Annotated in this window: 19 protein-coding genes and 1 pseudogene; 9 read left to right on the top strand and 11 right to left on the bottom strand. The window is 61.5% G+C overall.

Going from position 1 to position 24,266, the window contains the following annotated elements:
* Positions 1-676: 676 nt before the first annotated feature.
* The 5 genes from SO180_RS31720 to SO180_RS31740 all read right to left on the bottom strand — a co-directional run bounded on the left by SO180_RS31720 (position 677) and on the right by SO180_RS31740 (position 5,862).
* Positions 677-841 (bottom strand): ATP-dependent DNA ligase, encoded by a 165-nt coding sequence (locus tag SO180_RS31720; RefSeq protein ID WP_449382759.1) that lies wholly within the window; start codon positions 839-841, stop codon positions 677-679.
* Positions 842-2,641: 1,800 nt separating this feature from the next.
* Positions 2,642-4,309 carry an adenylate/guanylate cyclase domain-containing protein gene (locus SO180_RS31725; RefSeq protein ID WP_449382760.1) on the bottom strand — a complete coding sequence of 556 codons (1,668 nt, stop codon included), beginning with the start codon at positions 4,307-4,309 and terminating at the stop codon, positions 2,642-2,644.
* Positions 4,310-4,500: 191 nt separating this feature from the next.
* Entirely contained in the window at positions 4,501-4,809 is a 309-nt protein-coding gene (locus tag SO180_RS31730) for a hypothetical protein (protein ID WP_449382761.1), read from the bottom strand.
* 46 nt (positions 4,810-4,855) lie between these two features.
* On the bottom strand, positions 4,856-5,224 hold the full coding sequence (locus tag SO180_RS31735) for a phospholipid-binding protein (protein ID WP_449382762.1): 369 nt from the start codon (positions 5,222-5,224) through the stop codon (positions 4,856-4,858).
* A 284-nt stretch (positions 5,225-5,508) separates the two neighbouring features.
* Positions 5,509-5,862, bottom strand: coding sequence for a hypothetical protein (locus SO180_RS31740; protein ID WP_449382763.1), 354 nt, complete (start codon positions 5,860-5,862; stop codon positions 5,509-5,511).
* Between the two features lie 492 nt (positions 5,863-6,354).
* Between SO180_RS31740 and SO180_RS31745 the strand changes: the two are divergent.
* Positions 6,355-6,916: pseudogene (locus SO180_RS31745) on the top strand (amino acid ABC transporter ATP-binding protein); the annotation flags it as partial.
* Between the two features lie 42 nt (positions 6,917-6,958).
* Complete coding sequence (solA, locus tag SO180_RS31750; protein WP_449382764.1) at positions 6,959-8,125, top strand: N-methyl-L-tryptophan oxidase; 1,167 nt, start codon at positions 6,959-6,961, stop codon at positions 8,123-8,125.
* Positions 8,126-8,406: 281 nt separating this feature from the next.
* Here solA and SO180_RS31755 read toward each other — a convergent pair whose 3' ends face one another.
* The 4 genes from SO180_RS31755 to SO180_RS31770 form a co-directional block, all read right to left on the bottom strand.
* Entirely contained in the window at positions 8,407-10,614 is a 2,208-nt protein-coding gene (locus tag SO180_RS31755; protein ID WP_449382765.1) for a xanthine dehydrogenase family protein molybdopterin-binding subunit, read from the bottom strand.
* 7 nt (positions 10,615-10,621) lie between these two features.
* Positions 10,622-11,638 (bottom strand): FAD binding domain-containing protein, encoded by a 1,017-nt coding sequence (locus tag SO180_RS31760; RefSeq protein ID WP_449382766.1) that lies wholly within the window; start codon positions 11,636-11,638, stop codon positions 10,622-10,624.
* Complete coding sequence (locus SO180_RS31765) at positions 11,635-12,126, bottom strand: (2Fe-2S)-binding protein (RefSeq protein ID WP_449382767.1); 492 nt, start codon at positions 12,124-12,126, stop codon at positions 11,635-11,637. Before SO180_RS31765 ends, SO180_RS31760 begins: the two co-directional genes overlap by 4 nt.
* A 519-nt stretch (positions 12,127-12,645) precedes the next feature.
* A complete protein-coding gene (locus SO180_RS31770; protein WP_449382768.1) occupies positions 12,646-13,887 on the bottom strand; it encodes an ROK family transcriptional regulator in 1,242 nt (413 codons plus the stop codon).
* Positions 13,888-14,079: 192 nt separating this feature from the next.
* On the opposite strand from SO180_RS31770, the gene SO180_RS31775 reads away from it, so the two are divergent.
* From SO180_RS31775 to SO180_RS31785, 3 genes are all read left to right on the top strand, one after another.
* Positions 14,080-15,099 carry a sugar ABC transporter substrate-binding protein gene (locus SO180_RS31775; protein WP_449382769.1) on the top strand — a complete coding sequence of 340 codons (1,020 nt, stop codon included), beginning with the start codon at positions 14,080-14,082 and terminating at the stop codon, positions 15,097-15,099.
* Positions 15,100-15,223: 124 nt separating this feature from the next.
* Positions 15,224-16,306, top strand: coding sequence for an ABC transporter permease (locus tag SO180_RS31780; protein ID WP_449382770.1), 1,083 nt, complete (start codon positions 15,224-15,226; stop codon positions 16,304-16,306).
* Positions 16,282-17,100 (top strand): ATP-binding cassette domain-containing protein, encoded by an 819-nt coding sequence (locus SO180_RS31785; protein ID WP_449382771.1) that lies wholly within the window; start codon positions 16,282-16,284, stop codon positions 17,098-17,100. The genes SO180_RS31780 and SO180_RS31785 overlap by 25 nt, the downstream gene beginning before the upstream one ends.
* Positions 17,101-17,178: 78 nt before the next feature.
* On the opposite strand, the gene SO180_RS31790 is transcribed toward SO180_RS31785, so the two are convergent.
* Together SO180_RS31790 and SO180_RS31795 are read right to left on the bottom strand one after the other, a co-directional pair.
* Positions 17,179-18,129, bottom strand: a complete 951-nt coding sequence (locus SO180_RS31790) for a carbohydrate kinase family protein (protein WP_449382772.1) — start codon at positions 18,127-18,129, stop codon at positions 17,179-17,181.
* Between the two features lie 52 nt (positions 18,130-18,181).
* Positions 18,182-19,411 (bottom strand): ROK family transcriptional regulator, encoded by a 1,230-nt coding sequence (locus tag SO180_RS31795; RefSeq protein WP_449382773.1) that lies wholly within the window; start codon positions 19,409-19,411, stop codon positions 18,182-18,184.
* Between the two features lie 361 nt (positions 19,412-19,772).
* On the opposite strand from SO180_RS31795, the gene zwf reads away from it, so the two are divergent.
* The 4 genes from zwf to SO180_RS31815 all read left to right on the top strand — a co-directional run bounded on the left by zwf (position 19,773) and on the right by SO180_RS31815 (position 24,238).
* Positions 19,773-21,257 (top strand): glucose-6-phosphate dehydrogenase, encoded by a 1,485-nt coding sequence (zwf, locus tag SO180_RS31800; RefSeq protein WP_449382792.1) that lies wholly within the window; start codon positions 19,773-19,775, stop codon positions 21,255-21,257.
* A gap of 92 nt (positions 21,258-21,349) precedes the next feature.
* The gene (gene edd, locus SO180_RS31805; protein WP_449382774.1) at positions 21,350-23,182 is read left to right on the top strand and encodes a phosphogluconate dehydratase; all 1,833 of its coding nucleotides are present in this window, start codon (positions 21,350-21,352) and stop codon (positions 23,180-23,182) included.
* Positions 23,179-23,853, top strand: coding sequence for a bifunctional 4-hydroxy-2-oxoglutarate aldolase/2-dehydro-3-deoxy-phosphogluconate aldolase (gene eda, locus SO180_RS31810; RefSeq protein ID WP_449382775.1), 675 nt, complete (start codon positions 23,179-23,181; stop codon positions 23,851-23,853). Before edd ends, eda begins: the two co-directional genes overlap by 4 nt.
* A 124-nt stretch (positions 23,854-23,977) precedes the next feature.
* Positions 23,978-24,238 carry a hypothetical protein gene (locus tag SO180_RS31815; RefSeq protein WP_449382776.1) on the top strand — a complete coding sequence of 87 codons (261 nt, stop codon included), beginning with the start codon at positions 23,978-23,980 and terminating at the stop codon, positions 24,236-24,238.
* Positions 24,239-24,266: the final 28 nt, after the last annotated feature.

Consider the following 24,266-nt stretch of genomic DNA (forward strand, 5'->3'; position numbering starts at 1 on the left):
TCAACCGACATCATGAACCCGAGGGTGGGGGCAGTTCTTCATGACGCAAAGGGGGCAGTTCCGGATGGCGTTTGACACTGGGGCCTTCGTCACGCAGAGATGGTGCCTGTTTGTGAGGGGCAAGCACCGAGTTGGCAACCTGGTCCCGAAGTCTTCGTTCCTAAAAGCAGTAGCCGTGTCCTCGCGGCTGTGGGAAGAGGAGCCGCTAGTGACGGCTCCTAACAGGAATTGGCGACTAACTTAGCGGCGGCGACGGAATCCGGGAGGGCTGGACAGTCGCAACCGCGGTCGTACGGCATAGACCGCACGGCCTTCTTATTGCAGAGTACGCCCGTTGGGTTAGGCGATGGCGAGAACACGGCCCGCCGGTTCTGCTGGCGGGCCCACTAGATCAGTCTTTCAGTATCGCCTCCGGCGCCGAGTCGGATCTTCTCCGCTGCCTCGGTGAATAGCGCCTTCTGTAATCCGCCAGCCGAGCCAGTTGTGCCACTAGGCCCGGCCCAGAACCAGTAGTCCCCGGCGCCTCCTGCACTCGAGGACGAGCCGCCCATGCCCGTCGATCCGCCGGTGCCGACCCCTGCGCCGGCACCACCAGCTCCGCCAGCACCTGCACTACCGGATCCGCTAGATTGGGCATATGCAACGCTAGCCGCCCCTGCGAGTACCACCGCTGCTGTTAGGGTGGCAATAATCGTCTTCCGCATATGGCCTCGCCATCGATGACGAAGTGCTTCTGCCGGTTCTCCAGAGCAGCCTCGGCGATCCACGGATACCGCTTCGTCCAGTCGCTCCCGTTGCGAGACAGCAGGCGCACGCGCTCGTTCTCCCGGATCACGAGCATCCGGTAGCCATGTGCTTGACTTCGTGAAACCACTCCGGTCCAGACGGGACCTGCTTGCCCGCGGCCGCGAGACAGGGCTCGTACGCCATACGCATGGGCCGATAGGTATCGACGGCAGATCTTCGACTCGAAAGGGGCCGCTTTTCAGCGACCCCTTTTGCCGGTTGCAATCTTGTTCGGGATGAAATGCCAGCCCCGGCGGCAACCAAACTATCGGTATCTAAATGCCAAGTGGACTCCGGGTGATTACCGTTAACAGTACTGCCCCAATTCCGGTTTCGCCGTGGAGCTGTAGCGGTCCAAAGGTGGAGCGAACGCCTAGAATGTTCCCGCCCGAACGTCTGCATCTCCAGAGCGTTTTTGAGTGGAGCGATTTTCATGACAGGAGGACATCGTGAAACGCCTGCGGTTCAAACCAGACAAAGCGCTCGGAGAACGACTGATCAAGGAAGCCCGGCTAGCAAGAGAAAAGGCAAAACAACTACCACCTGGTAGGGAGCGTGAGGACCTTTTGAAGAAGGCCCATGACGCTGACGTCGCCGCCCGGATCGATGGGTGGTTGCGTTCTTCGGGACTGCGCCCACCAGAATAAGCTGTTGCGAGTTCCTCGCGCGAAATGAAACTTAAATGCGCAACTTTGCGTTGGGCATGATGGATGACAGAGAACTTCAAACCCAAAGCGAACGAGCCCTTGTCGTAGTCACGCTCAGTACGGCAACGTTGATTGCGTGTGTCGCCCTCCTAATTTCTAACGGGTAGGTCCCGTTAGCTCTCGTGCAGCTCCAACCAGCCGCGCTCGACTGCCGTCTTGGTGCCTTCGCAGAACTCCGGTCGCCGGGCCGGTCTGGCATTCCGTTTGGTCACATGTGCCAGATGCACGCCTATGTTTCGCGGGACATCCTTCTCTAGTTTAACGTTGGTCCGGCCGCTACCGAGTCTCGCAAAGTTATGTCGGGGGCATTGCGCTGAAATTCTCTGCGCGAACGTTAGTTATCGGACAGACCGCACCAACTAGCGACTCTAACATATCACCCGGCGACAGGCTTAGGACTGGGCGCTGTGAGTAGGCATCCCGGAGCCACTGACACTCCCAAACAAGCAGTAATTGCAAACAGAATTGGTGTCGCCAGTGAACGAGTTCACATATTGCGCGACTGGCTCAGAACTAAAGTGATTACGGAATTCGTGGTGGAAATATCTCTAATCCAAGAGGGGTATCATCATGAGAAATCTGTTCTTAATCGCAACCGCCATCGCCTCCGTGGCAGGTGCGACGACCCATCAAGCTCGCGCGTGCACTTTGCGCTTTCCAACTTTTGAAGTGACGGGCTTCCCGATCTCGCGGCTGCAAGTGGCAGTGCTGGGAGGAGCCCGGGTTGAAGAGAGTTCGCCTACGCCAACGCTGGTATCGGCGGATATGCCCGCTTCTCCCCATCAGATCGCGGTTCTGACACCGCGCCCAAAACCACGGATAGTTGAGGCTTCGGCGGATCTCAGCCAACTCACCGTGGGCCGGACGCGGCCTAGCTCAAAGAGCACGGCAGAGAGCTGTGCCACTGAGTGATATTGGCAGCCCCTGTAACCTTGCGCTACCCGCCTTCGGGCGGGTGTCTCTTTTCGTAGTGCCCCCAGCAACCGAACTCCTAGCCGCGATCTCGACGATTTTTCGCGCGGCGACTTTCGGGGCTGGCGAAGGGGCATTCGACGGTGAGTTTTATGCGGCGGTCTGACCGTGTGCGGTGTGGATATGAGCGTCGAGCGTCGGCAGCGCGCCCATTATTGTGGGGATGAATGACGACTTCAAGCGGGGGCGCCGGCCGCGCGTAATGTTTCGGCAAAAGTCAGCCATGGCGCTGCACCACGATAAGGAAGCGGACAACAGCCGCTGACCGAGAAGTCCGGTTCGTGCTCCAGAAGGGCCTCGACTGTACTCTGCGCGCATTGGTGATCGCCCGCGCGCCAGCAGGTGACTGCTAGGGCAGCCAGGTTGGGGCCCACGCCAGGAGCCAACTGGTTAGCCCGTTCGAACCAGGCTCTCGCTTCATCAAGGCGACCTGCGTCGAGGTGGCCATAGCCTGCGAACCGACTGTAAAGGTGCACATAAGGATCTCGAGTTTCGATGCCGACAGCCCGCATCGCGCTCTTGGCTCCCGCATCGGGATCGCCCGAAAACACCTGGGCGGCACCCAGCGCCCACATGGCCATGTTGAAGTCCGGATTAAGTTCAAGCGAGCGCCGCGCCGCGGCTATCGCATCGCGGTGCCGGTGCCGTCCGAACAGCAGCAGCAGGGAATGCGCAGTGTGGTTTACGTCGCTCTTGTTGTTCACCCGCACCGATTCCTCGACCCGGCGAACAGCAAGGTTAAGGACAGCGTCGTCCGGCCTGCTGAAACCGTAAAGGAATTCTGCAGTTCCAAGTCCCGAGCCGGCCATCATCAGCGCCATGAAGTTTTTCGGCTGGAGCTCCAGAATTTGCTCCGAGATTACCCCGCCGCCGCGCCAGCCCTCCTTCGTCGGCGTAAAAAAGCTCACGCCCGCCAGCGCCAAGAGCTCTTCGACCGAGAGTTCGTCCAGGGGACGATTGGCGAGTCTGTCGGCATCATCCGCTGCCACCCGGCGCCGCACGCTCATGGCCACTCTTGGCGCGCAACGGTCTAGAACATCGAACAGGCTATCGCAGTGCTCATCGTATCGTTCCGACCAGATCTGCTTCTCTTCCTCAGCCGACAGCAGCCGCGCAAAAATCCGGTGCCGGCTTTCGCCGATGTGCACCGCGCCTTCCAGCACGTAGTGTGCCTTGGCGCGATTGGCTGTAAGTTCAAGCCCGGTCAGGCGTGAGAGACAAGAGTTGAGTTCGTGACAGAGATCGTTCGCAAACCGTTGTTCGGCTTCACCGGAAGCTTCAAACTTGCAAAGGAACAACCGCGGCTTCCCCTCCGCACGCAAGCTTGTCAGTCGCTTCGGCCACGACCAGACCCGTATAGGACGCGCGATGTTCTTGAACTTCCGCTCGCCATTGTCGAAGAAGGTTGCCTGGACAGACAGCGCAGCATTTTCCTGGACCGATTGCGAGATCAGCACTCCGCCCGGCTCGGCCATGCCTTCCAGCCGCGCCGCGACATTGACCCCGTCACCATAGATATCGCCGTCGTCGCGAATGACATCGTCCAGGTTGATCCCGATGCGCAGTACGATACGGTCTTTCTCGGAAGTCGCGCCTTCTCGCCTGGCGATCGCCTTTTGCAGATCGATGGCAAATTGAGTTGCCTTTGCTGCACTTGCGAATTCGGCCAGAAACCCGTCGCCGGTCAGCTTGACCACGCGTCCGCCGTGGCTTGCAACGGCTGGATCGACCAACTGTGTGCGCAGTTCCTTGAGCCTTCCGAACGTCCTGAGTTCGTCCGACTCCATCAAACGGCTGTATCCGACTACGTCGGCGGCAAGGATTGCGGTGACGCGACGTTCCATTCTGCGCTCCCTCAGAACGGCCGGAGCTCAGCATATTTCAAACAGCCGAATTGCCAAGGCCCGCCCCGTCAGAAGGTAGCGAAAGACGATCCGACCCTATGTCGGTAGATGACAGCAGTGCTTTGTTGTCCACAGTGTCGATCGCGACACACCGCATTGGCGCGACTCGTCGTAGGCTTTTGCCGCGTCCTTCACGGCGCGTTCTCCCTTAGCCTGGAGCCCGCCGCGAATGGCGGGCTACCTTCGATAGGACGCATTAGTTGTAGGAGCCGCACGTAGGTCCCGCTCTTGTGCAGCTCGAGCCAGCCGCGCTCGACCGCCATCTTGATGCCGGCGCCGAACTCCTCACCACTGACCTTCAATGTGTAGAGGAACGGCGCGTTTATCTTCTCGATGTGGGTGCGGCCGTCCTGTACTGGCTCGATGCCAATGGCGATCTCGACCAGCTTGCGCGCTGCAGCTTCTGGGTTGGCGAAAGGGCGTTCGGTGGTTAGCTTCATGCGGCGATCAGGCAGTGGGCACTTCGGACATGGGCTGACGCTCGAACTACTCGGGAAATTTTCGAGTGAACGTAGCGGTTCCGAGATTTGCATTCCCAGAGCCGAGGGCCGTAACGCTCATCTGGTAGCGGTGGCTGCCTTTTGGCGGCGCCGGTGGGTTGTACGTTTGCAGCGCTCCGCAGGGCACGCTGTTTTGGCCGGTGTAGGCCACAACGCCTCCACCATGATTTCCAGCCGAGTAATCGAGATCATCCATGTGGAATTGAAGCGACGTCGTTCCCTTTGGCACGCCAGAAAGCGCGATGACAGGTGAGGGGCCGGCGCCACACCAGCGGAAGCTCATCGAAAAAGCAGATGCATCCGCTGTACTGAGTGCAAAAAACGCAGTTGCAAAAGCCGCTAAGCGAAAATGCATGTCTTCCTCGATTTGAATACTCCGACAGATTTGCACTAGCGGTCGATCGTTAAAACCGAGTTATGGTTGCCTCTGCAAATGCGCGCCCCCAGCCCGGAGGGGGCGGCATGGCCCAGCGCATCAACACCATCTTACTTCCGGCGTCGGTGTTGCGTAGGACGGGCGCAGAATAATCGGGGAATACGCCGGGCATCAGCGCGAGGTTGCGTAGAGATTGCACACTACGCGCGGAGATTACCGAGAATGGGCAAACGCCAACACCGAGGCCGGCTCTCAGCATGTGTTTACTTCTTGAGAATGCCAATATCGGTGTTGCCCAAGTTTTTCATTGCCCGATTGGCGGCGGGCGTATCCACCGCGTTGTCGTGCGAGGTTGGAGCCTGAGTAATCGAGGAAGCATCCACGTCGCCGCCGGTTGTTGAGTGGCTAAGCGCGTTGCCCGTGTTGGGACCGGAGAAGCCCGCAGTGCCGCTTATGGTATGCCCGGTCGATAGGGTGCCGCCCGCATAACCTGTGGACCCGGTGGCCGCAGTTCCACTTGCCGCTGAGCTGCCACTGCTCGATCCACCCGCACTCTGGGCCAAGACGAGCGAAGAGCCGCCAACAAGTAAGATCAAGATTATGGCGATGTGGTTCATAGAGTGGTCCTCTACATGAATAACCGCTCAATGAGTTGCACGTCCGATAGTTCCGCGGGGCCTACCGCTCTCCCGACCACAGTCGAAGGCGGGTTGCTGGAGGGAGCGTCAATCCTGCGCAACCGAGCGGCGGCTCGTTCAACTCGTCGGCCTTGGCGAGGCACGCCGCCGCCCTCGCGCCGGAGCTGATCCACGACGACCGCGTCGATGTTGGGCCTGACGCCAGATCGCGCGTGCAGCGCGCCGTCATGCCGGACAGATGCGTAAGGACGTGTCTACGATCCGGTCGATCCGTTCCTCGGCCGCGTCGCGCCGTAACAAGGTGCGCTTCTACTCCATGCGCGGCGATCGCCGATGCTCACGTCGCCGCAGGTAGGCAACGCGGCTATGGTCGAGCGGAAAGCCGCCATCTTGCCGCTTGATCGACGGGCGGGCGATCATTGCTGACGGTCTCGGTCATCGTGGTCGTTCCTGATGCGCTAACCATACGGCCTGACGCCCATTAGCGACGGCGTCATTACGGTTGGTGAGATCAAAGTCAACGATCCGAAGGTGGACAAGATCAAGCTTCGCCACCGCGTCGGCATGGTCTTCCAGCAGTACAATTTATTTCCGCACAAGACAGTGCTCGAGAACGTGGCGATGGCGCCCATTCAGGTGTTGAAGGAGGCTCGGCCGCTCGTCGAGGAACGTGCCCGCAAGCTGCTTGGCGAGATGCGTCTGCCAGGCAAGGCTAACTCCTATCCCGGAGAACTGTCGGGCGGCCAACAGCAGCGCGTCGCAATCGCATGGAGCCCGAGGTCATCCTGTTCGACGAGGTCACGGCGACGCTCGATTCGGAGATGGTCAAGGAAGTCCTTGCCGCCGTCCGGAAGGTTGCCGAGGACGGGACGACCTGCATTCTCGTAACCCATGAAATGGGCTTCTCTCGTGAGGCCGCCGACCATATTTATTTCACCGACAAGGGTGTATCGTTGAGCATGCACCGCCAGCAGAGTTCTTCACGCGCGCGAGCGATCCGCGCACGAAAGAATTCCTCTCCAAAGTCTTGTAGGCACCCACAGCTTCCGTCGGACTTCAACACGGCCACAGTTCCATGACCGAGCAAGCAGATTTCGTCGTCATAGGTCTTGGCGCCATGGGCAGCGCCATCCTCTATCAGTTGGCCAAGCGCGGCGCGCATGCGATCGGAGTTGACCGTTTCGCGCCCCCGCACCGTATGGGGTCGAGCCACGGGGAAACCCGTATAACGCGGCAGGCGGTCGGTGAGGGCAGCGACTACGCTCCACTCGTCCTCAACTCCCACCGGATCTGGCGCGAGCTCGAAGCGGATACCGGAGAGAAGCTGCTGAATGATTGCGGAGTTCTGGTCATGGCGCCGGGCACGGGACCTACCTCGCACCATGGCAAACCGGACTTTGTCGCGCGCTCGATCGAGGTGGCGCGGGATTTCGGCATCAAGCACGAGATTCTCGACGGTGCGGAAGTCGCCCGTCGTTTCCCTCAATTCCTGGGCCTCGCCGGAAACGAGAAGGCTTACTTTGAGCCGGGCGGCGGTTATGTTTTTCCCGAGCGCTGCATCGCGGCGCAACTGAACCAAGCCATGCGGCTCGGCGCGCAAATCCGCACCGGCGTCGAGGTTCTTTCGGTCGACCAGCACGGCAAGGTCCGCATCGAGACCTCGAGCGGGACGATCCAGGCACAGCAGGCGGTGGTCGCGGCCGGTAGCTGGACGGCGCCCTTGTTGGGCGCGCCATTCGACCGTCTTCTGACGGTCAATCGTCAGGTGCTTCACTGGTACGAGCTCGATGATCTCGCAGCTTACGGGCCCGACGCGCCGGCTTTCATCTGGATGCATGGCGCGACCGACGTCGACTATCTCTACGGCTTTCCTCCACTGCCGGGCGATCGCCGCATCAAGGTTGCCACCGAGCAGTACGAGACGCTGACCACCGCGAACACTATCGACCGCGACGTCTGTCCGGCGGAGTCGGCCGAGATGTATCGAACGCATGTAAAGGGGCGGTTGGCAGGTGCGACGCCCTGCGTTGCCCAGGCAGCCGCCTGTCTCTATACCGTCACTCCCGATCGAGGTTTCATCATCGACCGGCACCCGCGTCACGATCGAGTTTTCGTGGTCTCGGCATGTTCCGGCCACGGTTTCAAGCACTCGGCCGGAATCGGCGATGTCGTTGCCGAACAATTGACCGGCGGGCGTAATCGGGTCGATTTGACTTCGTTTTCGATCGCTCGCTTTGAGTAGTTCCAGGCGAGGAAGCGAAGATCCAATGCTTGAGCGTCTCATTTCTCAAGCGGCCATTTTGAGGCGACGGAGTCTCGCGCCAGGGGTGCTGTCAGAGACGCATGTGGGCGCTGCGACCAGTGAATGCGGGCGCGGTGTTCGTCCATGGCGTGGATCATTGCCGAGCAGATCGGCCCGCTGACGCGTTGTGGCGCCGATGCGTCTCCACCAGGCGAAAGCGCGCAGGTCGTACGCGCATGGATACGCGATAAGCCTCGCTGCCGAAACACTGATCTGGCGCATCAGGCGAGGAGCTTGTCCAGCGTGATCGGGAAGCGGCGGATGCGCTTTCCGGTCGCGTGATAGACGGCGTTCGCAATTGCTGCGGGGACGCCGACGATGCCTATTTCGCCGAGGCCCTTGACGCCAAGCCTATTGATGCGGTCGTCGCGCTCCTCGACGAAAATGACATCGATGTCGTGAACGTCGGCATTCACGGGGATGTGGTACTCGGCGATATTCGCGTTCATGATCCGGCCGTAGCGGTGATCCATCAAAGTCTCCTCGTGCAGGGCCATCCCGATCCCCCAGACCACGCCGCCCATGATCTGGCTGCGGCCGGTCTTGGTGTTAAGGATCCGTCCGGCCGCGACCGCGCTCACAACTCGCGTGACGCGGATGACGCCGAGTTGCTCGTCGACTTTCACCTCGGCGAATACGGCCGAATGCGTGTTGCGGGCGTGCGACTTGTCCTCCGCGAAGTGATTGAGCTTCTGCTTCTCGATCCGCTCGAGCTTCCCGTATCGCATCGCATCCGCGATCGAGACCGCACGGCGTTTTTCGCCGTTGCTGGCGATCGTGCCGTCGACGAGGATGACGTCGGCTGCATCGATATCAGCGAGCGGCGAGCCGGGCATCGCGCCGGCAAGATGCGCGAGCTCCTGGCGAATGTCCTCGGCTGCTCCGAGAACCGCATGCGCGCTGGATGCAGCCATCCAGGAACCGCCCTCGACGGGCGCTTGCGGCAGCGTCGAGTCCGCGAGCTTGACGCTGATGTTCTCGATCGGCAGCCCAAGTGTATCGGCTGCTACCTGCGCCACGATGGTGTAGGTGCCGGTGCCGATGTCGGACGCCGCGCAGGATACCTCGGCATGGCCATTGGCGGTCAGCACGATGCGTACCGCGACCGGCATCTGCAGCGCCTCCCACACGCCTGTTGACATGCCCCAGCCGACCAGTTCCTTACCATCACACATCGAGCGAGGGGCAGGATTGCGCTTGCCCCAGCCGAAGGCCTCCGCGCCGCGGGCGTAGCATTCGCGCAGCTGCTTGCTGGTGTAGGGGAGGTCTTCGCTCTGGTCGCGATCCGAGTAGCACTTCAGACGCAGTTCGAGCGGATCGAGCTTGAGCGCGACCGCCAACTCGTCCATGGCGCATTCGAGCGCGCAGACGCCGGAGGCGGCTCCGGGCGCGCGCATGTCGCAAGGAGTGGAGACGTCGAGATGGACGAGCTTGTGAGAATAGCGACTGTTCGGGCTCTTGTAGAGTTGTTCCGCCCAGCCGCTGTCGTTGCGCGAGAAATCTTCGTAGCGTGAGGTGATGGCCGTGGCCTCGTGCGTAACCGCCTCGAGCATGCCGTCGGGCCTGGCGCCGAGCGCGACGCGCTCAATCGTCGCCGGCCGGTGGCCGAGCCCGTACATTTGTCGCCGCGTCAGCACGACTCGAACGGAGCGCTTCAGCGCGAGTGCGCCGAGCGTTGCCAGCACAACTTGATATTGCGGCCGCAAGCCGGAGCCGAAGGCGCCGCCGACATAGGGCGAGAGCACGCGGATGGTATCGGGCTTTTTGCCGAACACGCTGCAGAGAAACTTTTGGACGTTCTGGACGCCTTGCGTCTTGTCGTAAACCGTGAGCCTGCCGTTGCCGTCCCAGACGGCCGTGGTCGCAAAGAGCTCCATCGGGTTGTGATGCTCGGCCGGAATGAAGTAATCCGCCTCGTGCCGCACGGCCGCTTCGGCAAGGGCGCCTGCGGCGTCGCCGCGCGGCTTGTGCGGCTCCTTCACCTTGACCGCCTTATTGCACTCGGCTTCGAGGTCGGTCGCAAATGTCCGCTCCTCCTCATATTCGACTTGCACCAGCGTCGCGGCGAATTTCGCGGTTTCCCAGTCCTCCGCCATGACGAGCGCGATTGGCTGGCCGTTGAACTTGATGGTGTCGTCATAGAGCGGACGGAATGGCGATCCGTCGTCCGGCGCCACCTCATCCATCCAGGCCTCGTCCTTGTTGGCGAGCGGCGGGCGATGCGTATGGGTGAGCACGTCGAGCACGCCCTTCACGTTCAGCGCCTCGCTGGTGTCGAGGCGGGTGATGCGGCCCCGTGCAATGGTGGCCTCGACGACGAAGCCATGGACGAGCCCGTCGGCGGCGAATTCGCCGGCGTATTTGGCTGCCCCTGTGACCTTGGCCCGGCCGTCGACGCGGGACGTTGGTGTTCCGACATAGGCGTTCATCGGTCCCTCACGCGATCTTCTTGTGAGCCTGGGATTGCGGCGTGGCGTTTGCGGCCTGCATCAGCGTCCGGACAATGGCGCGGCGCGCGAGCTCGATTTTGAAGCCGTTATGCGAATGGGCTTTTGCCCCCTGCAGCAGGAGATCCGCAGCGCGCGAGAAATGATCTGCCGTCGCGGCCTGGCCGCGCAACGCCGCTTCCGCTTCAGGGCTGCGCCAGGGCTTGTGCGCCACGCCGCCGAGCGCCATGCGCGCCTCGCCGATGGCGTTGCCCTCGAGTTCGAGCGCAGCAGCGACCGAGACCAGGGCGAAGGCATATGACAGTCGGTCGCGGATTTTCAGATAGCTGTAATGACCGGCAAAGCCGCGTGGCGGCAGTTCGATTGCCGTGATGATCTCGCCGGTATCAAGATTGGTGTCGATGTGAGGCGTGTCGCCGGGAAGCCGATGGAAATCGGTTAGCGCCATCGTGCGCTCGCCGGACGGACCGGCGATGTGGACGAGGGCGCCGAGCGCAGCGAGCGCCACGCTCATGTCGGACGGATTGGTCGCGATGCAGGAGGCGCTCATGCCGAGGATGGCATGGTTGCGGTTGAGGCCGTCGATCGCCGAGCAGCCGCCGCCCGGCGTTCGCTTGTTGCAGGGCGTTGCCGTATCATAGAAGTAGGCGCAACGCGTTCGTTGCAGCAGATTGCCGCCGACTGAGGCCATGTTGCGCAATTGCGCCGAAGCACCGGCGAGGATGGCGCTGGCGACCAGCGGATAGCGCTGCTCGATCAGTGGATGGTAGGCAAGATCCGAGTTCGACACCAAGGCACCGATGCGCAGTCCTCCGTCGGCCGTCTCCTCGATCTTGCGGAGCGGCAGACGGGAAATGTCGATCAGCCGGGAGGGCTCTTCGACATTTTCCTTCATCAGGTCGATCAGATTGGTGCCACCTGCGATGAGCTTGGCGCCGGGATGGGCGGTGAGCAGGAGGATCGCGTCAGCGACGTCGTCGGCGCGGGAATACTGGAAATTGATCATGGCCGGCCCATTGCCTGTTGGATGGCGGCGACGATGTTCGGATAGGCGCCGCAGCGACAGAGATTCCCGCTCATCAGTTCCCGAATCTCGTCAGAATCCCTGGCACGTCCTTCGGACAGGAGGCCGACGGCTGAACAAATCTGTCCTGGGGTGCAATATCCGCACTGGAATGCGTCGTGATCGACGAACGCCTGTTGCAGAGGATGCAGCGCGCCATCCCTGGCAAGACCTTCGACTGTCGTGATCTCCGCCCCATCCTTCATGACGGCCAGTGTAAGACACGAATTGACCCGTCGGCCATCGACCAGCACCGTGCAGGCGCCGCATTGACCATGATCGCAGCCTTTTTTGGTGCCGGTCAGCCCAAGATGGTCACGCAATGCGTCCAGCAGCGTGGTCCAGGGAACGAGGTCCAGCGTGTGCCTGACGCCATTGACGATGAGGTTGGTTGGGATGCGGTCGGCAATTTGATTTGCGGCATCGGCCATGTCTTTTTCCTGCGGTGGAGGCCGAGCTGAGAAGTCAAGTCTGTTGGCGCGAGCGCGCGTCAGTTTCTGCTGGCCATTAGCGCCCAACGGTCAGCCAATCTCTTGGTTCCACGCAGTGATTTCCTCTGCGGCGAGGAAACCGTCAGCTCTCCGATACGTGGTGTCGCCCAGTTGACGACCTCGCGGGTCGCGTCTTGTCGTGTGGAGCAGCAACTGACCCAAGCCAAGTCCGGCGCGATGGACGAATCCTTCCATCAGGAACCAAGGCAATCACGGTCCATTGTTCGAAGCAGAGCTGCGGACGGCGGCTCGACGAAGATGTTTCGTCGTTCTCACGCAGAAATTAGAAATAGAACGTGCGCGATCGAGGCTGCGATGCGGCGCAGGATCGTTCCCGGCCGGACCGTCAACCATGACGGCGCTCATCTGGTGGCGTGGGCGGGTATCGGTCACTGGCCTCGGCGTATTCGAGCCTTCTGCAAACGCGCGAGTTGCAGCCTTGTTGGTTAGGATCACATTTCATTCCTTGAACAGAACGTCATGGTCGCGCGCAAAAGTCGCCAGCAGTGGCAGAGCGGCGCCGCCGATTGCACGCGCATCGCGACCGACCGAGCCTTCCACCACCACGGCGTCTGTGAGTCCTTGCCGGTCCATGTGTGCCCATTGCGAGTTGGTTCTCTCGACAAGACGGCGCCTCACGTCAGCCGGAAAGGCACCGTCGATGACGATGGCTTCAAAGTCGATAACCGCCAGCAATGCGGCGATCGCCTGCGCCAGGGCTTCGGCGGCTTCGGCAATCCAGGCCTCGAGTGGCTCCTCAAAGCTCGACCAATCGTCAGGTGAGAGCCAGATGTCAGTGCCGCGTCGACCGGCGGCGATGAGCCGACGCTCGAGTCGATAGATGGAGGCGGTGCGGATCAACTGTTGAAGTGTGGTCTCGCCGCTCTCTTCCCGTCGCATGATCGGCAACGAGCCGAACGCTCCGGCGTTGCCGCTACGACCCGGAAACAGACTGCCGTTCAGAACGATGCCGCCGCCGACGAATGTTCCGACATAGAAATAAGCGAAGTCGCGGTAGGCTGCTCCCGCACCGAAGGTGAGTTCGGCCGCACATGCCGACGTCGCGTCGTTGTGGACGCGGATCGGCCATGCGCCAAAGCGGCGCGAGAATTCGATGGCAACGTTGAAGTCGCGCCACTTGCCGAGTGCACCGGGTGGCGTTTGCAGATCCGCCTCCCAATTCCACAGTTCAAAGGGCATTGCGACGCCGATGCCGCTGATCCTGCCTTGCAGATTCTCCGGAAGTGCGGCGAGAAGATTAGGCATCTCGCGTTCCGCAAAAGCCATGATGTCCTCAGGCGAGGGGAAGGCGTAGATCATGCGGCGCCTGGCGCGGATGCCGGCGACGAAGTCCATCAACACCAGATCGGAACTGCGCCTGCCGATCATCAGGCCGAGCCCGAAAGCACCGTCTGGATTGAGCGAGTAGGGGACAGACGGCTGGCCGATACGCCCTCGCTGCGGCTCGCCGGCGCGCAGCAGTCCGTCGGCTTCCAGCCGGTTGATGATGACCGTCGTGGTCTGGGTCGACAGGCCGGTCAGGCGCGCGATTTCGACCTTCGCGAGGCTGCTATGGCGCCGGATCAGGGAGAGGATCAGGCGCTCGTTGTAAAGTCTCACCCCTGTCTGGGTGGTGCCGCGGCTTCCACCCGGCAACGTTACCGGCGCGTTGGCCCCGGCGCCTGGGGCTGCATCATCCATCCTCGGCTCCCAAACCCTTGAGCTGTCTCGCTTTCGCAGCAGCCTAGCGGTCACAATGAACGGAGAGAAGCCAAGCGTCAATTAATAAATCGGAATGATTTATTTATTGACTCGGAGGTTTCTATGCCCTTAGGATCGCCAAATACGCGGATCGAACCGCTTACCAAACAAACGTCCCACGGGAGGGGATCAATGCGTCAGTCAATCGGGCTATTCACCGCACTCGTGCTTGCTTCGTGCACAACCGGCGCTTCCGCCGCCGACAAGCCGATCGTCGGGCTCATCACCAAGACCAACACCAATCCGTTCTTCGTGAAGATGAAGGCCGGTGCAGACGAAGCGGCCAAGGCCAATGACGTCGAACTGCGCTCCTTCGCCGGCAAGGTCGATGGCGACAATGAGAGCCAGGTGGCAGCCATCGAGAACCTGATCGCCGCCGGTGCCAAAGGCATCCTGATCACGCCGAACGACTCTCGCGCCATCGTGCCGGCCGTGGAGAAGGCGCGCGCGGCCGGCATTCTGGTCATAGCCCTCGATACCCCGCTCGATCCGCCGAATGCGGCAGATGCAACCTTTGCCACCGACAATTTCCTGGCTGGTCAGTTGATCGGGCAGTGGGCCGCGAAGACGCTCGGCGCCAAGGCGGCATCTGCGAAGATCGCACTTCTGGACCTCAACGTGAACCAGATCTCGGTCGACGTTGCCCGAGACCAGGGTTTCCTGAAAGGCTTTGGCATCGATCTCGGCAATCCCGCCAAGATCGGCGACGAGAAGGATGCGCGCATCGTCGGTCACGATGTGACGCTCGGCAGCGAGGAAGGCGGTCGCAAGGCGATGGAAAACCTGCTGCAAAAAGATCCCGGCATCTCGCTTGTCTACACCATCAACGAGCCGGCCGCGGCTGGCGCCTACGAGGCCTTGCGGTCCGTCGGCCGCGACAAGGACGTGCTGATCGTTTCGGTCGACGGTGGTTGCCCCGGCGTGCGCAACGTGAAGGATGGCGTGATCGGTGCCACGTCGATGCAGTTTCCGCTGCTGATGGCGGCGAAAGGCGTCGAGGCGGTCAAGGCCTTCGCCTCAGATGGCGGAAAGCCCAAAGCTTCGCCCGGACTCGACTTCTTCAATACTGGCGTCGAGCTCGTCACCGACAAGCCGGCAGCGGACCTGCCGTCGATCGACAGCGCCGCCGCCTTGAAGAAGTGCTGGGGCTGATCGCGTCGCTGACTTTTTACCTCTGGCAAGGAGAGGTGCCCGGCATCTGGGCGCCGGATAACAGCGGAGACTTTCGCCCTGAGCGCTATGGGCGCGTCTTACGCATGCAACGAGGAAAACGGCCATGACCGATATCGGCAACAGCCGACCCGCTGCCCAGGCCTTCGAGCTTCTGGTCGACAAGAGCGACTCTCGTGTGGCTGAATTCGAGGTGCGTGCAAGATCGCCGTTGCAGAAACTTCAGCACTTTCTGCATGCCAATCCGACGGCGGTGCCGGCGATCGTGCTGTTGCTCGGCGTTGCGGCGTTCGGGCTCATCGTCGGCCCGCGCTTTCTATCGATGTTCAATCTGTCGCTGATCATCCAGCAGGTCACCATCATCGGCGTCATTGGCGCGGCCCAGACATTGATCGTGATCACTGCCGGCATCGATCTGTCGGTTGGGGCCATCATGGTGCTGTGCTCCGTGATCATGGGCAAGCTTGCAGTCACGATGGGACTTGCCGCTCCACTGGCGCTTGTGATCGGCATCGCCGTTGGCGCAGGCTGCGGGGCTCTCAACGGCACGCTTGTCACGCGCGTGAAGCTGCCGCCCTTCATTGTGACGCTCGGGACCTGGTCGATCTTTTTCGCCCTCAATCTCTGGTACTCCGCCTCGGAAACCATCCGTTCGCAGGAAGTGGCGAAAGTCGCTCCGCTGCTACAGGCGCTCGGTAAACCGGTGGACGTCCTGGGGGCCCGCTTTACCTATGGTTCCTTCTTCATGCTGGGGCTCATCGCCTTGATCTGGTTCGTGCTCAATCGCACGGCCTTCGGCCGCCATCTTTATGCAGTTGGCGATGACCCCGATGCGGCACGCCTGGCCGGCATCAGGACCGACCGCATCCTGTTCTCCGTCTATGTGATTGCCGGCATGATTTGCTCGCTCGGCGCTTGGGCTCTGATCGGGCGCATCGGTTCGATCAGCCCGCAGGCCGGCCAGACGGCCAATCTCGACAGCATCACGGCAGTGGTGGTCGGCGGCGCCAGCCTGTTCGGTGGACGCGGATCGATCATCGGCACGCTGATCGGCGCCCTGATCGTCGGCGTGTTCCGAAACGGCCTCGCGTTGTCCGATGTGGACGTGCTGTGGCAGGAATTCGCCGTCGGCTGGTTGATCATCATCGCCGTGGCGCTTGATCAATGGATTCGCAAGGTGTCGGCATGAGCATAGCTGCGAACGTTCAGAACTCCGAGCCGCTCGTGCAGGCGCGCGGCCTCGTCAAGCGCTATGGCCGCGTGACGGCGCTCGATCACGCCGACTTCGATCTCTATCCGGGTGAAATCCTTGCCGTGATCGGAGACAACGGCGCGGGAAAATCCTCGCTCATCCGCGCGCTTTCGGGCGCGCTCGTTCCTGATGCCGGCGAGATCAGGCTCGATGGCAGGCCGGTCGCATTCCGCTCGCCGCTCGATGCGCAGGCCGCCGGCATTGAGACGGTTTACCAAACGCTTGCGCTGTCGCCGAGCCTTTCGATCGCCGACAACATGTTTCTCGGCCGTGAATTGCGCCGGCCGGGCCCGCTCGGTTCAATCTGCCGCATGCTCGACCGCAAGGCCATGCAGCGCATCGCTCGCCAGAAGCTCACCGAGCTTGGTCTCATGACCGTGCAGAGCATTAACCAGCGTGTCGAGACTTTGTCGGGCGGTCAACGCCAGGGCGTGGCGGTCGCAAGAGCCGCCGCTTTCGGCTCGCGCGTGGTGATCATGGACGAACCGACTGCGGCTCTTGGCGTCAAGGAATCGCGTCGTGTGCTGGAGTTGATCCTCGACGTGCGGCGGCGGGGCGTTTCCGTGGTCCTGATCAGCCACAACATGCCGCACGTGTTCGAGATCGCCGATCGCATCCATATCCATCGGCTTGGCCGGCGACTGACGGTGATAGATCCCAAGTCCTATACGATGTCGGATGCGGTGGCGTTCATGACCGGCGCGCGCGTACCTGCCGAGATTGCGGCCTAAGGGATTCAAGGCAAGATCTATCGCAGCCCTTTTTGCAATGGGGGTGCGATCCGGCTTGTCGGATGGTCATGGCCGCACTTATCCACGGATCCATGCTTCGACTTCCGCTTTTCTCGGCAAGTCCGCGCCTTGTCGGGAGCAAGTGATAGCGGCCGCTGTCACGGCGAAATCGATTGCCCGAGCCAACTCCGGCGCGGTCAGGTCCGCGACGCGTTCTTTGCTCAGTTTGCCTGAGCTATTGAGAGAGCTCAAAATCGCGGCGTGGAACGTGTCACCGGCGCCGACGGTATCGATGACATTGACCGGCTTTCCCGGCACTGAGATTTTTCCGCCACTTTTCAGATAGCTGGTCGCGCCATTGCCGCCGTGCGTGACGAGAACGATCGAAGGACCCGACGCGAGCCAGCCGGCGACGACCTCATCGATGTCAGCGTCCTCGCCGTAAGCCACGGCGATATCTTCCTCGCTTGCTTTGACAATGTCTGCGATCGACAGGAAGGCGCCGAAGCGCCTTTTCCAATCCTCGAGGTTGGGTGTCACGGTCGGGCGCAAATTGGGGTCGACGGAAATCACACGACGGCCAGCTTCGCGCCTGGCGAGCGCGAGATAGGCATCCGCAACGGGGGCCACGGCCAGAGTATAGGATCCAAATGTGAGCGCGCAAACCTCGGCCGGCAATGAACCTGGCAGCGCGTCGATGCCGATTTCCCGGTCTGCCTTGCCTTCGCCGTGGAACGAATAGCTCGGCTGCCCCGAGGAGTCGGTCGTAACGATGGAAATCGTCGTCAGTCGATCCGAGTTGACGACGTAGTCAAGAGCGACTCGCTCCGATTCGAGCTTTCGTCGCAGGGCCACGCCAAAACGGTCGAAGGAAATCCCGCCGCAAAATGCCGCTGTCTCCTCCAGCCGCGCGAGGCCAATGGCCACATTCAGCGGGGAGCCGCCCAACGTGACTCGCGCAGTCAGTCCAGAATCCGGCCGCTCATCGACGAACAAATCCGCCAGGGCTTCACCGCATACAAGGATCATGGGGCGATCTTCTCACGGGCGCACCTAAGCAAGGAATCTGATCTTCTCGGCACTAGGTCTCCCCTTTGAAGAGTACATTCTGGTCGAGAAGAAAACGGGCGAAGAAGGGAAGACTCGCGGCGCCCATCGTGCGGGCGTTGGCTCCAATCGACCCTTCGCCAATCTCGAAGGGTGAAAGCCCTTGCAGATCGGAGGCGCTTTTTTTCTCGCGCACAAGGCTGACAAGCCGCTGCCGGATGTGGGCTGGAAAGCCACCGTCGATGACGGCCTGGCCGAAGTCGAGCACCGATGCCGATGCGACAATCGCTTGCGCGAGGCTATCCGATGCTTCTTCAAGCCAGTCATCGAGAATCGGGCCGAGACTCTCCCAGTCCTGCGATCTGAAGAAGGCGGCGGGGTCAAGATTGGCGCCGATGAGACGCTTTTCCAGGCTGTGCAGTGATGCCGAATGAATCAGTTGCCGCCTTTCCGCAATTCCCGTGCTTCCGTTCTTGACGAGCACTGGCATGGAGCCCAGCGCGCCGGCGTTTCCCTGACGCCCGGAATAAAGCTCACCGTTGAGAACGACGCCGCCGCCGGCAAAATAGCCGACGAAGACATAGAGGAAGTCTTCATATTCGCGGCCGCTGCCGAAAGTCAGCTCTGCGCCGCAGGCGGCTGTTGCGTCATTGGAAATCGAAACGGGCAGACCGCTGAGAGATTCGAGTTCGGCTTGCAGATTGCAGTTGCGCCAGGCTTCGAGCGAAGCATGAGGTGCCCCGACCTCGCTGCGCCAATTCCACAGTTCGAAAGGAACCGCAACGCCAAGACCAACGATCCGTTGATTCTGTGCGCTGCCCAACTTTCCCGTGAGCTCCGCAAGGCTGTCGGCAGTGAATCTCAGGAGATCGCCGACGTCCGGGTAGGCGAAGGAACAATGGATCTGATCGCGCACCGATCCAACGAAGTCCATCAGCATGAGACTCGCGGTGCGACGGCCGATGTGGAGGCCGAGCGCGTACGCGCCGTCGGGGTTCAGTTTCAAGGGCACCGAGGGTTGCCCGACGCGACCGCGATTGGGCTCCATCCGAAGGAGCAATCCGTCCGATTCCAGCGCCTTGACGATGACGGAGGCGGTCTGGGCCGAAAGGCCGGTCAACCTCGCGATCTCGGCCTTGGGTAAACTGGAAAACCGGCGGACGAGGGAGAGAACAAGCCGCTCGTTATAGGCGCGAACGCCAATCAGATTGGTGCCGCGAGATCGCTCCCCAGCCAGAGGCGTCACGGCTCCCTCAGGTGTCATCGGGGCTGTCGAAGAGATGCGCAAATTCCGGAATCCGGCTGAGGAGACACAAGTGTCTCTTCTTAGACCTGCCTCGGCGCTTAACACGAGATAGAGAACAGGTCAATAAATAAACCAAAATGATTTATTTATTGACATAGCGCTGAGTGGATGGGAAGGTGGGGCCGCCCCTGGGACTCATGGCTTTGGGTCTTTTGGCGACGCTGAACCGATCGCGACGCGTCCGAACGGTCGCGGCAGCCCCTAACAGTTGCGGGTTGTTCGTCCCACCCGGGTGGCAGCGCCTCGCCGACGTCAGACTGACGTCTGTGGGTCGGGGTGCAGTCTGGTCGCCGCGAAACATGGGACAGCTGTCTTGAAAATGATCACGCAGGCTCTTCAAGTCGAACCCTTCGATCTGGTGGTTTTCGGTGGGACTGGCGATCTGTCCTACCGCAAGCTCTATCCGGCGCTGTTTCGCCGTCACCATGAAGGTCAGCTTTCACCGGGAACGCGCGTCGTCGCCGTCTCGCGGCAGCGGATGAGCAGGCGGGAATTCGCCATCGCCGTCGGCGATGCCCTGAAACGCTTCGATCCCGCCCGCGCGTGCAATCCCGAGGCGCTCGCAAGCTTTGTCGACCTGCTGGATTATGTCGTCGTGGATGCAGGCGGCGATCTCGGTTGGGCGGACCTCAAAGCTAGTCTTGGCGACGATCCCGTGCGCGTTCGGGCGTTCTATCTGGCCACCTCGCCGGACTTGTTCGGAAAGATAGCCGATCGGCTTTCGGCACATCGATTGATCACAAGCGCGACACGCGTGATTGTCGAAAAGCCCATCGGCAAGGACGGCGCGTCGGCCGCCGAGATCAACGACGCTCTCGGCGAAGTTTTTGCCGAAAGCCAGATTTTCCGCATCGACCACTATCTCGGCAAGGAGACGGTGCAGAATCTCATGGCGTTGCGCTTCGCCAACGCCTTGTTCGAGCCTCTATGGAATTCGGGTCATATCGACCACATCCAGATTACGGTGTCCGAAAGCATCGGCGTCGAGAGTCGCGCTGGCTATTACGACAAGTCGGGAGCGCTGCGCGACATGGTGCAGAACCATCTCCTGCAATTGCTCTGTCTCGTGGCGATGGAGCCGCCGGCGTCACTCACAGCCGATGCGGTGCGCGATGAAAAACGCAAGGTGCTCCAGTCGCTGCTGAAGATCGACGCCAGCAATGCGGCCGAGCGGACCGTGCGGGGGCAATATCGTGCGGGCGCGGCGTTTGGCGAAGCGGTGCGCGGCTATGCCGAGGAGGTTGGCGACCCGGACAGCGCCACCGAGACCTTCGTGGCGCTGAAGCTCGAAATCGAGAACTGGCGCTGGGCCGGCGTGCCCTTCTATCTGCGTACCGGCAAGAGATTGCCCGAACGCATTTCCGAGATCGTCGTCACCTTCCGCAAGGCCCCGCATGCGCTGTTCGCGGCGAGTGCGGGTAAGGTTCATCAAACCAAGCTCGTCATCCGCCTTCAACCCGACGAAGGCATCAAGCTCTGGTTGATGATCAAGGAGCCGGGACCAGGTGGATTTCGACTTCAGCATGTTTCGCTCGACATGAGCTTCTCCAAGGCCTTCGGGAACAATGCGCCGGAGGCCTATGAGCGGCTGCTGATGGACGTGATCCGCGGCAACGCCACCTTGTTCATGCGGCGCGACGAAGTCGAGGCCGCCTGGGCGTTCATCGATCCAATCCGCCAAGCTTGGTCGGACTCGAAAGAGCCGCCACGCCCCTATGTCGCCGGCAGTTGGGGACCCTCGGCCGCGATTGCTCTGATCGAGCGCGATGGTCGGACATGGGTCGAGGACGGTGAATGGGCGTGACGAAGCCAGCAAGAATTGCTGGCGCCGAGAGCCCTCGAAACAAGTGACACACTGAACTCAAGGCGGTTCACGCAAGAGACTGAGGACCAGGCATGGCCATTTTGAACGCAAGAATCGGCGAGGTCACCGAGGCGATCGTCCGGCGCAGCCGCGATGCGCGGTCGCGCTATCTCGATCGCATCGCGAGCACGGCATCCGCCGCGCCTCATCGCCAACGTTTGGGTTGCGCCAATCAGGCGCATGGTTTCGCCGCTTGCGCGGCAAACGACAAGGATGCGTTGCGCCTGGGTGTGAAGCCAAATTTGGGCGTCGTCACCGCCTACAATGACATGCTCTCGGCTCACAAGCCCTATGAGCATTATCCGGAGCTGATCCGGTCGGAAGCGCGCGCGATCGGCGCGACCGCCCAGGTCGCGGGCGGTGTTCCCGCCATGTGCGACGGGATCACCCAGGGCGAGGCCGGAATGGAGCTTTCGCTGTTTTCACGCGACGTCATTGCGCTGTCGGTTGCGGTCGCTTTGTCGCACCAAACATTCGATGCCGTCGCGCTTCTCGGCATCTGCGACAAAATCGTTCCTGGCCTTGTGATCGGCGCTTTGTCGTTCGGGCATTTGCCGGCGATCTTCATTCCCGCGGGACCGATGCCTTCGGGCGTCCCAAACGCCGAGAAGAACCGCGTTCGCCAGCTCTTCGCCGAGGGCAAGGTCGATCGAGCTGCTCTGCTGGAAGTCGAGGCGCGATCCTATCATGCGCCCGGCACCTGCACATTCTACGGCACGGCCAACACCAATCAGATGCTCCTGGAATTCATGGGCCTGCAGTTGCCAGGTGCATCCTTCGTCAATCCGGACACGATCCTGCGCGAGGCCCTGACCAGAGAAGCGGTCCGGCAGGTCATCGGCCTCAGTGCCTTGGGCTCGCAGTTCTTGCCTGTCGGCCGCATGATCGACGAGCGCTCTTTCGTCAATGCGATGGCGGGCATCGCCGCCACAGGTGGTTCGACGAACGCTGTGATCCATCTCGTAGCCATGGCGGCGGCGGCGGGATTGACGGTGGACCTGCGCGATTTCGAACGGGTAGCCGAAGTCACCCCGTTGCTGGCGCGGGTCTATCCGAATGGCCAGGCTGACGTGAACCAGTTTCATGCTGCCGGCGGCACGATCTTTGTCATCCGTGAATTGCTCGACGCGGGTCTGCTGCATGCGGACGCGGCAACCGCCTTTGCCGGGACATTGGCCTCTTACCGCCAGGAGCCGATCCTCAGCAACTCTGGCGCAGTCGTCTGGCGCGAAGGGCCGGCCACGAGCGCCGACGATGCGATACTGCGCGGCATCGAGAGGCCCTTCAGCCCAACCGGCGGCTTGCGGATTCTCGAAGGCGATCTTGGCAGGGCGGTCATCAAGACCTCCGCGGTTGCACCTGAAAGGCATGTCGTTGAAGCGCCGGCGCTGGTGTTCCATTCGCAGGAGGAGTTGCAGGCGGCCTTCAAGGCCGGAAAGCTCGATCGCGATTTCATCGCCGTGATCCGCTTTCAGGGCCCGCGCGCGATCGGCATGCCGGAACTCCATAAGCTGATGCCGCCGCTCGGCGTCTTGCAGGATCGCGGCTTCAAGGTTGCGCTTGTCACCGACGGCCGGATGTCGGGCGCCTCAGGCAAGGTGCCCGCTGCAATCCATCTCACGCCCGAAGCGCTCGACGGAGGCCCGGTCGCCAAAATCCGCGACGGTGACTTCATCCGCATGGATGCAGTCGCGGGAACGTTGACCGTTCGGGTGCCTGCCGACGAATGGGCGGCCCGTCCGCTTGCCAGCAAAGATCTGTCTGCCTCGCACGTCGGAATCGGCCGAGAGCTCTTCTCCCAATTGCGCGCGTCCGTCGGCCCTGCAGATCGCGGTGCCAGCATTTTTTCAGGGTTGAACGCATGACGACCCTCCTTCCGCAGAGCGGGCTCAAGGACATTTTGTGCCGCGCGCCGGTCGTTCCAGTCGTGGTGATCGAAAAGCTGGTCGACGCCACTTCATTGGCGCGTGCCTTGGTCGCCGGTGGTTTGTCCGTCATCGAAGTGACCCTGCGCACGCAGGCCGCACTCGAAGCGATCCGCATCATTGCCGCTGAAGTCGAGGGCGCGGTCGTCGGTGCCGGTACGGTGCTCAGCCCACACCAGCTGGAGGCGGCGCGTGAAGCCGGCGCGCGCTTCGCGGTGTCGCCCGGTGCGACAGACGCCTTGCTCAACGCGGCGGGTGCCTTGGGGATGCCGCTTCTGCCTGGAGTGGCCAGTGCTTCCGAGGCCATGGCACTGATCGCGCGCGGTTATCAATTTGCGAAATTCTTTCCGGCCGAGCCCGCCGGCGGGATTCCCTATCTGAAGTCGCTGGTTTCTCCGTTACCTCAACTGCAGTTTTGCCCGACAGGCGGGCTGACGCCAGAAACCGCCCCGAACTATCTCGCACTTCCCAACGTGATCTGCGTCGGCGGCTCCTGGATGCTCAGGCCCGAAGCGATCGCAGCGCGCGACTGGGAGGCCCTGACCGTAGCCAGCAAGCAAGCGGCAGGGCTACAAAAAATCAAACGGCAAGCCGGACGGTTGCCGATTTGACGCGTAGCCTGCTGGTTCCATCAACGGCGATTTTGCGCTTCAAGCTGCTCGACAGCACTCGCAGAAGCAAAGCGACAAGGCAAAATCGTCCTCGGCCGTCAGGCCGACGCCGTCCCTTAATCTGATGCTGGCGGCCGGTATTCTCGAATATGCCGACAAGGAGAGCCGCGTTTTTCTTGGCCGCAAATTGTACTTCCTTGGTCTTGCCGATCAGTCGCAGTTCGACCTGACCCGCGAGTGCCGGTCGTATCGCGATGAGCTCACCGAGACGACGCGCGAGAGAGTTGCTTCCCGCGCCATCATTGCTTTCGAGGCGTCACGAGCCAAGATGCGAGCGGTGCTAGCTCGTTCCGACCTGCAAACTCGCGCTGATGTCTCATCATAGGAAGTCAGGCCGTGAGCGAAAGCTCGAT

The organism is Bradyrhizobium sp. UFLA05-112 (assembly GCF_053572325.1).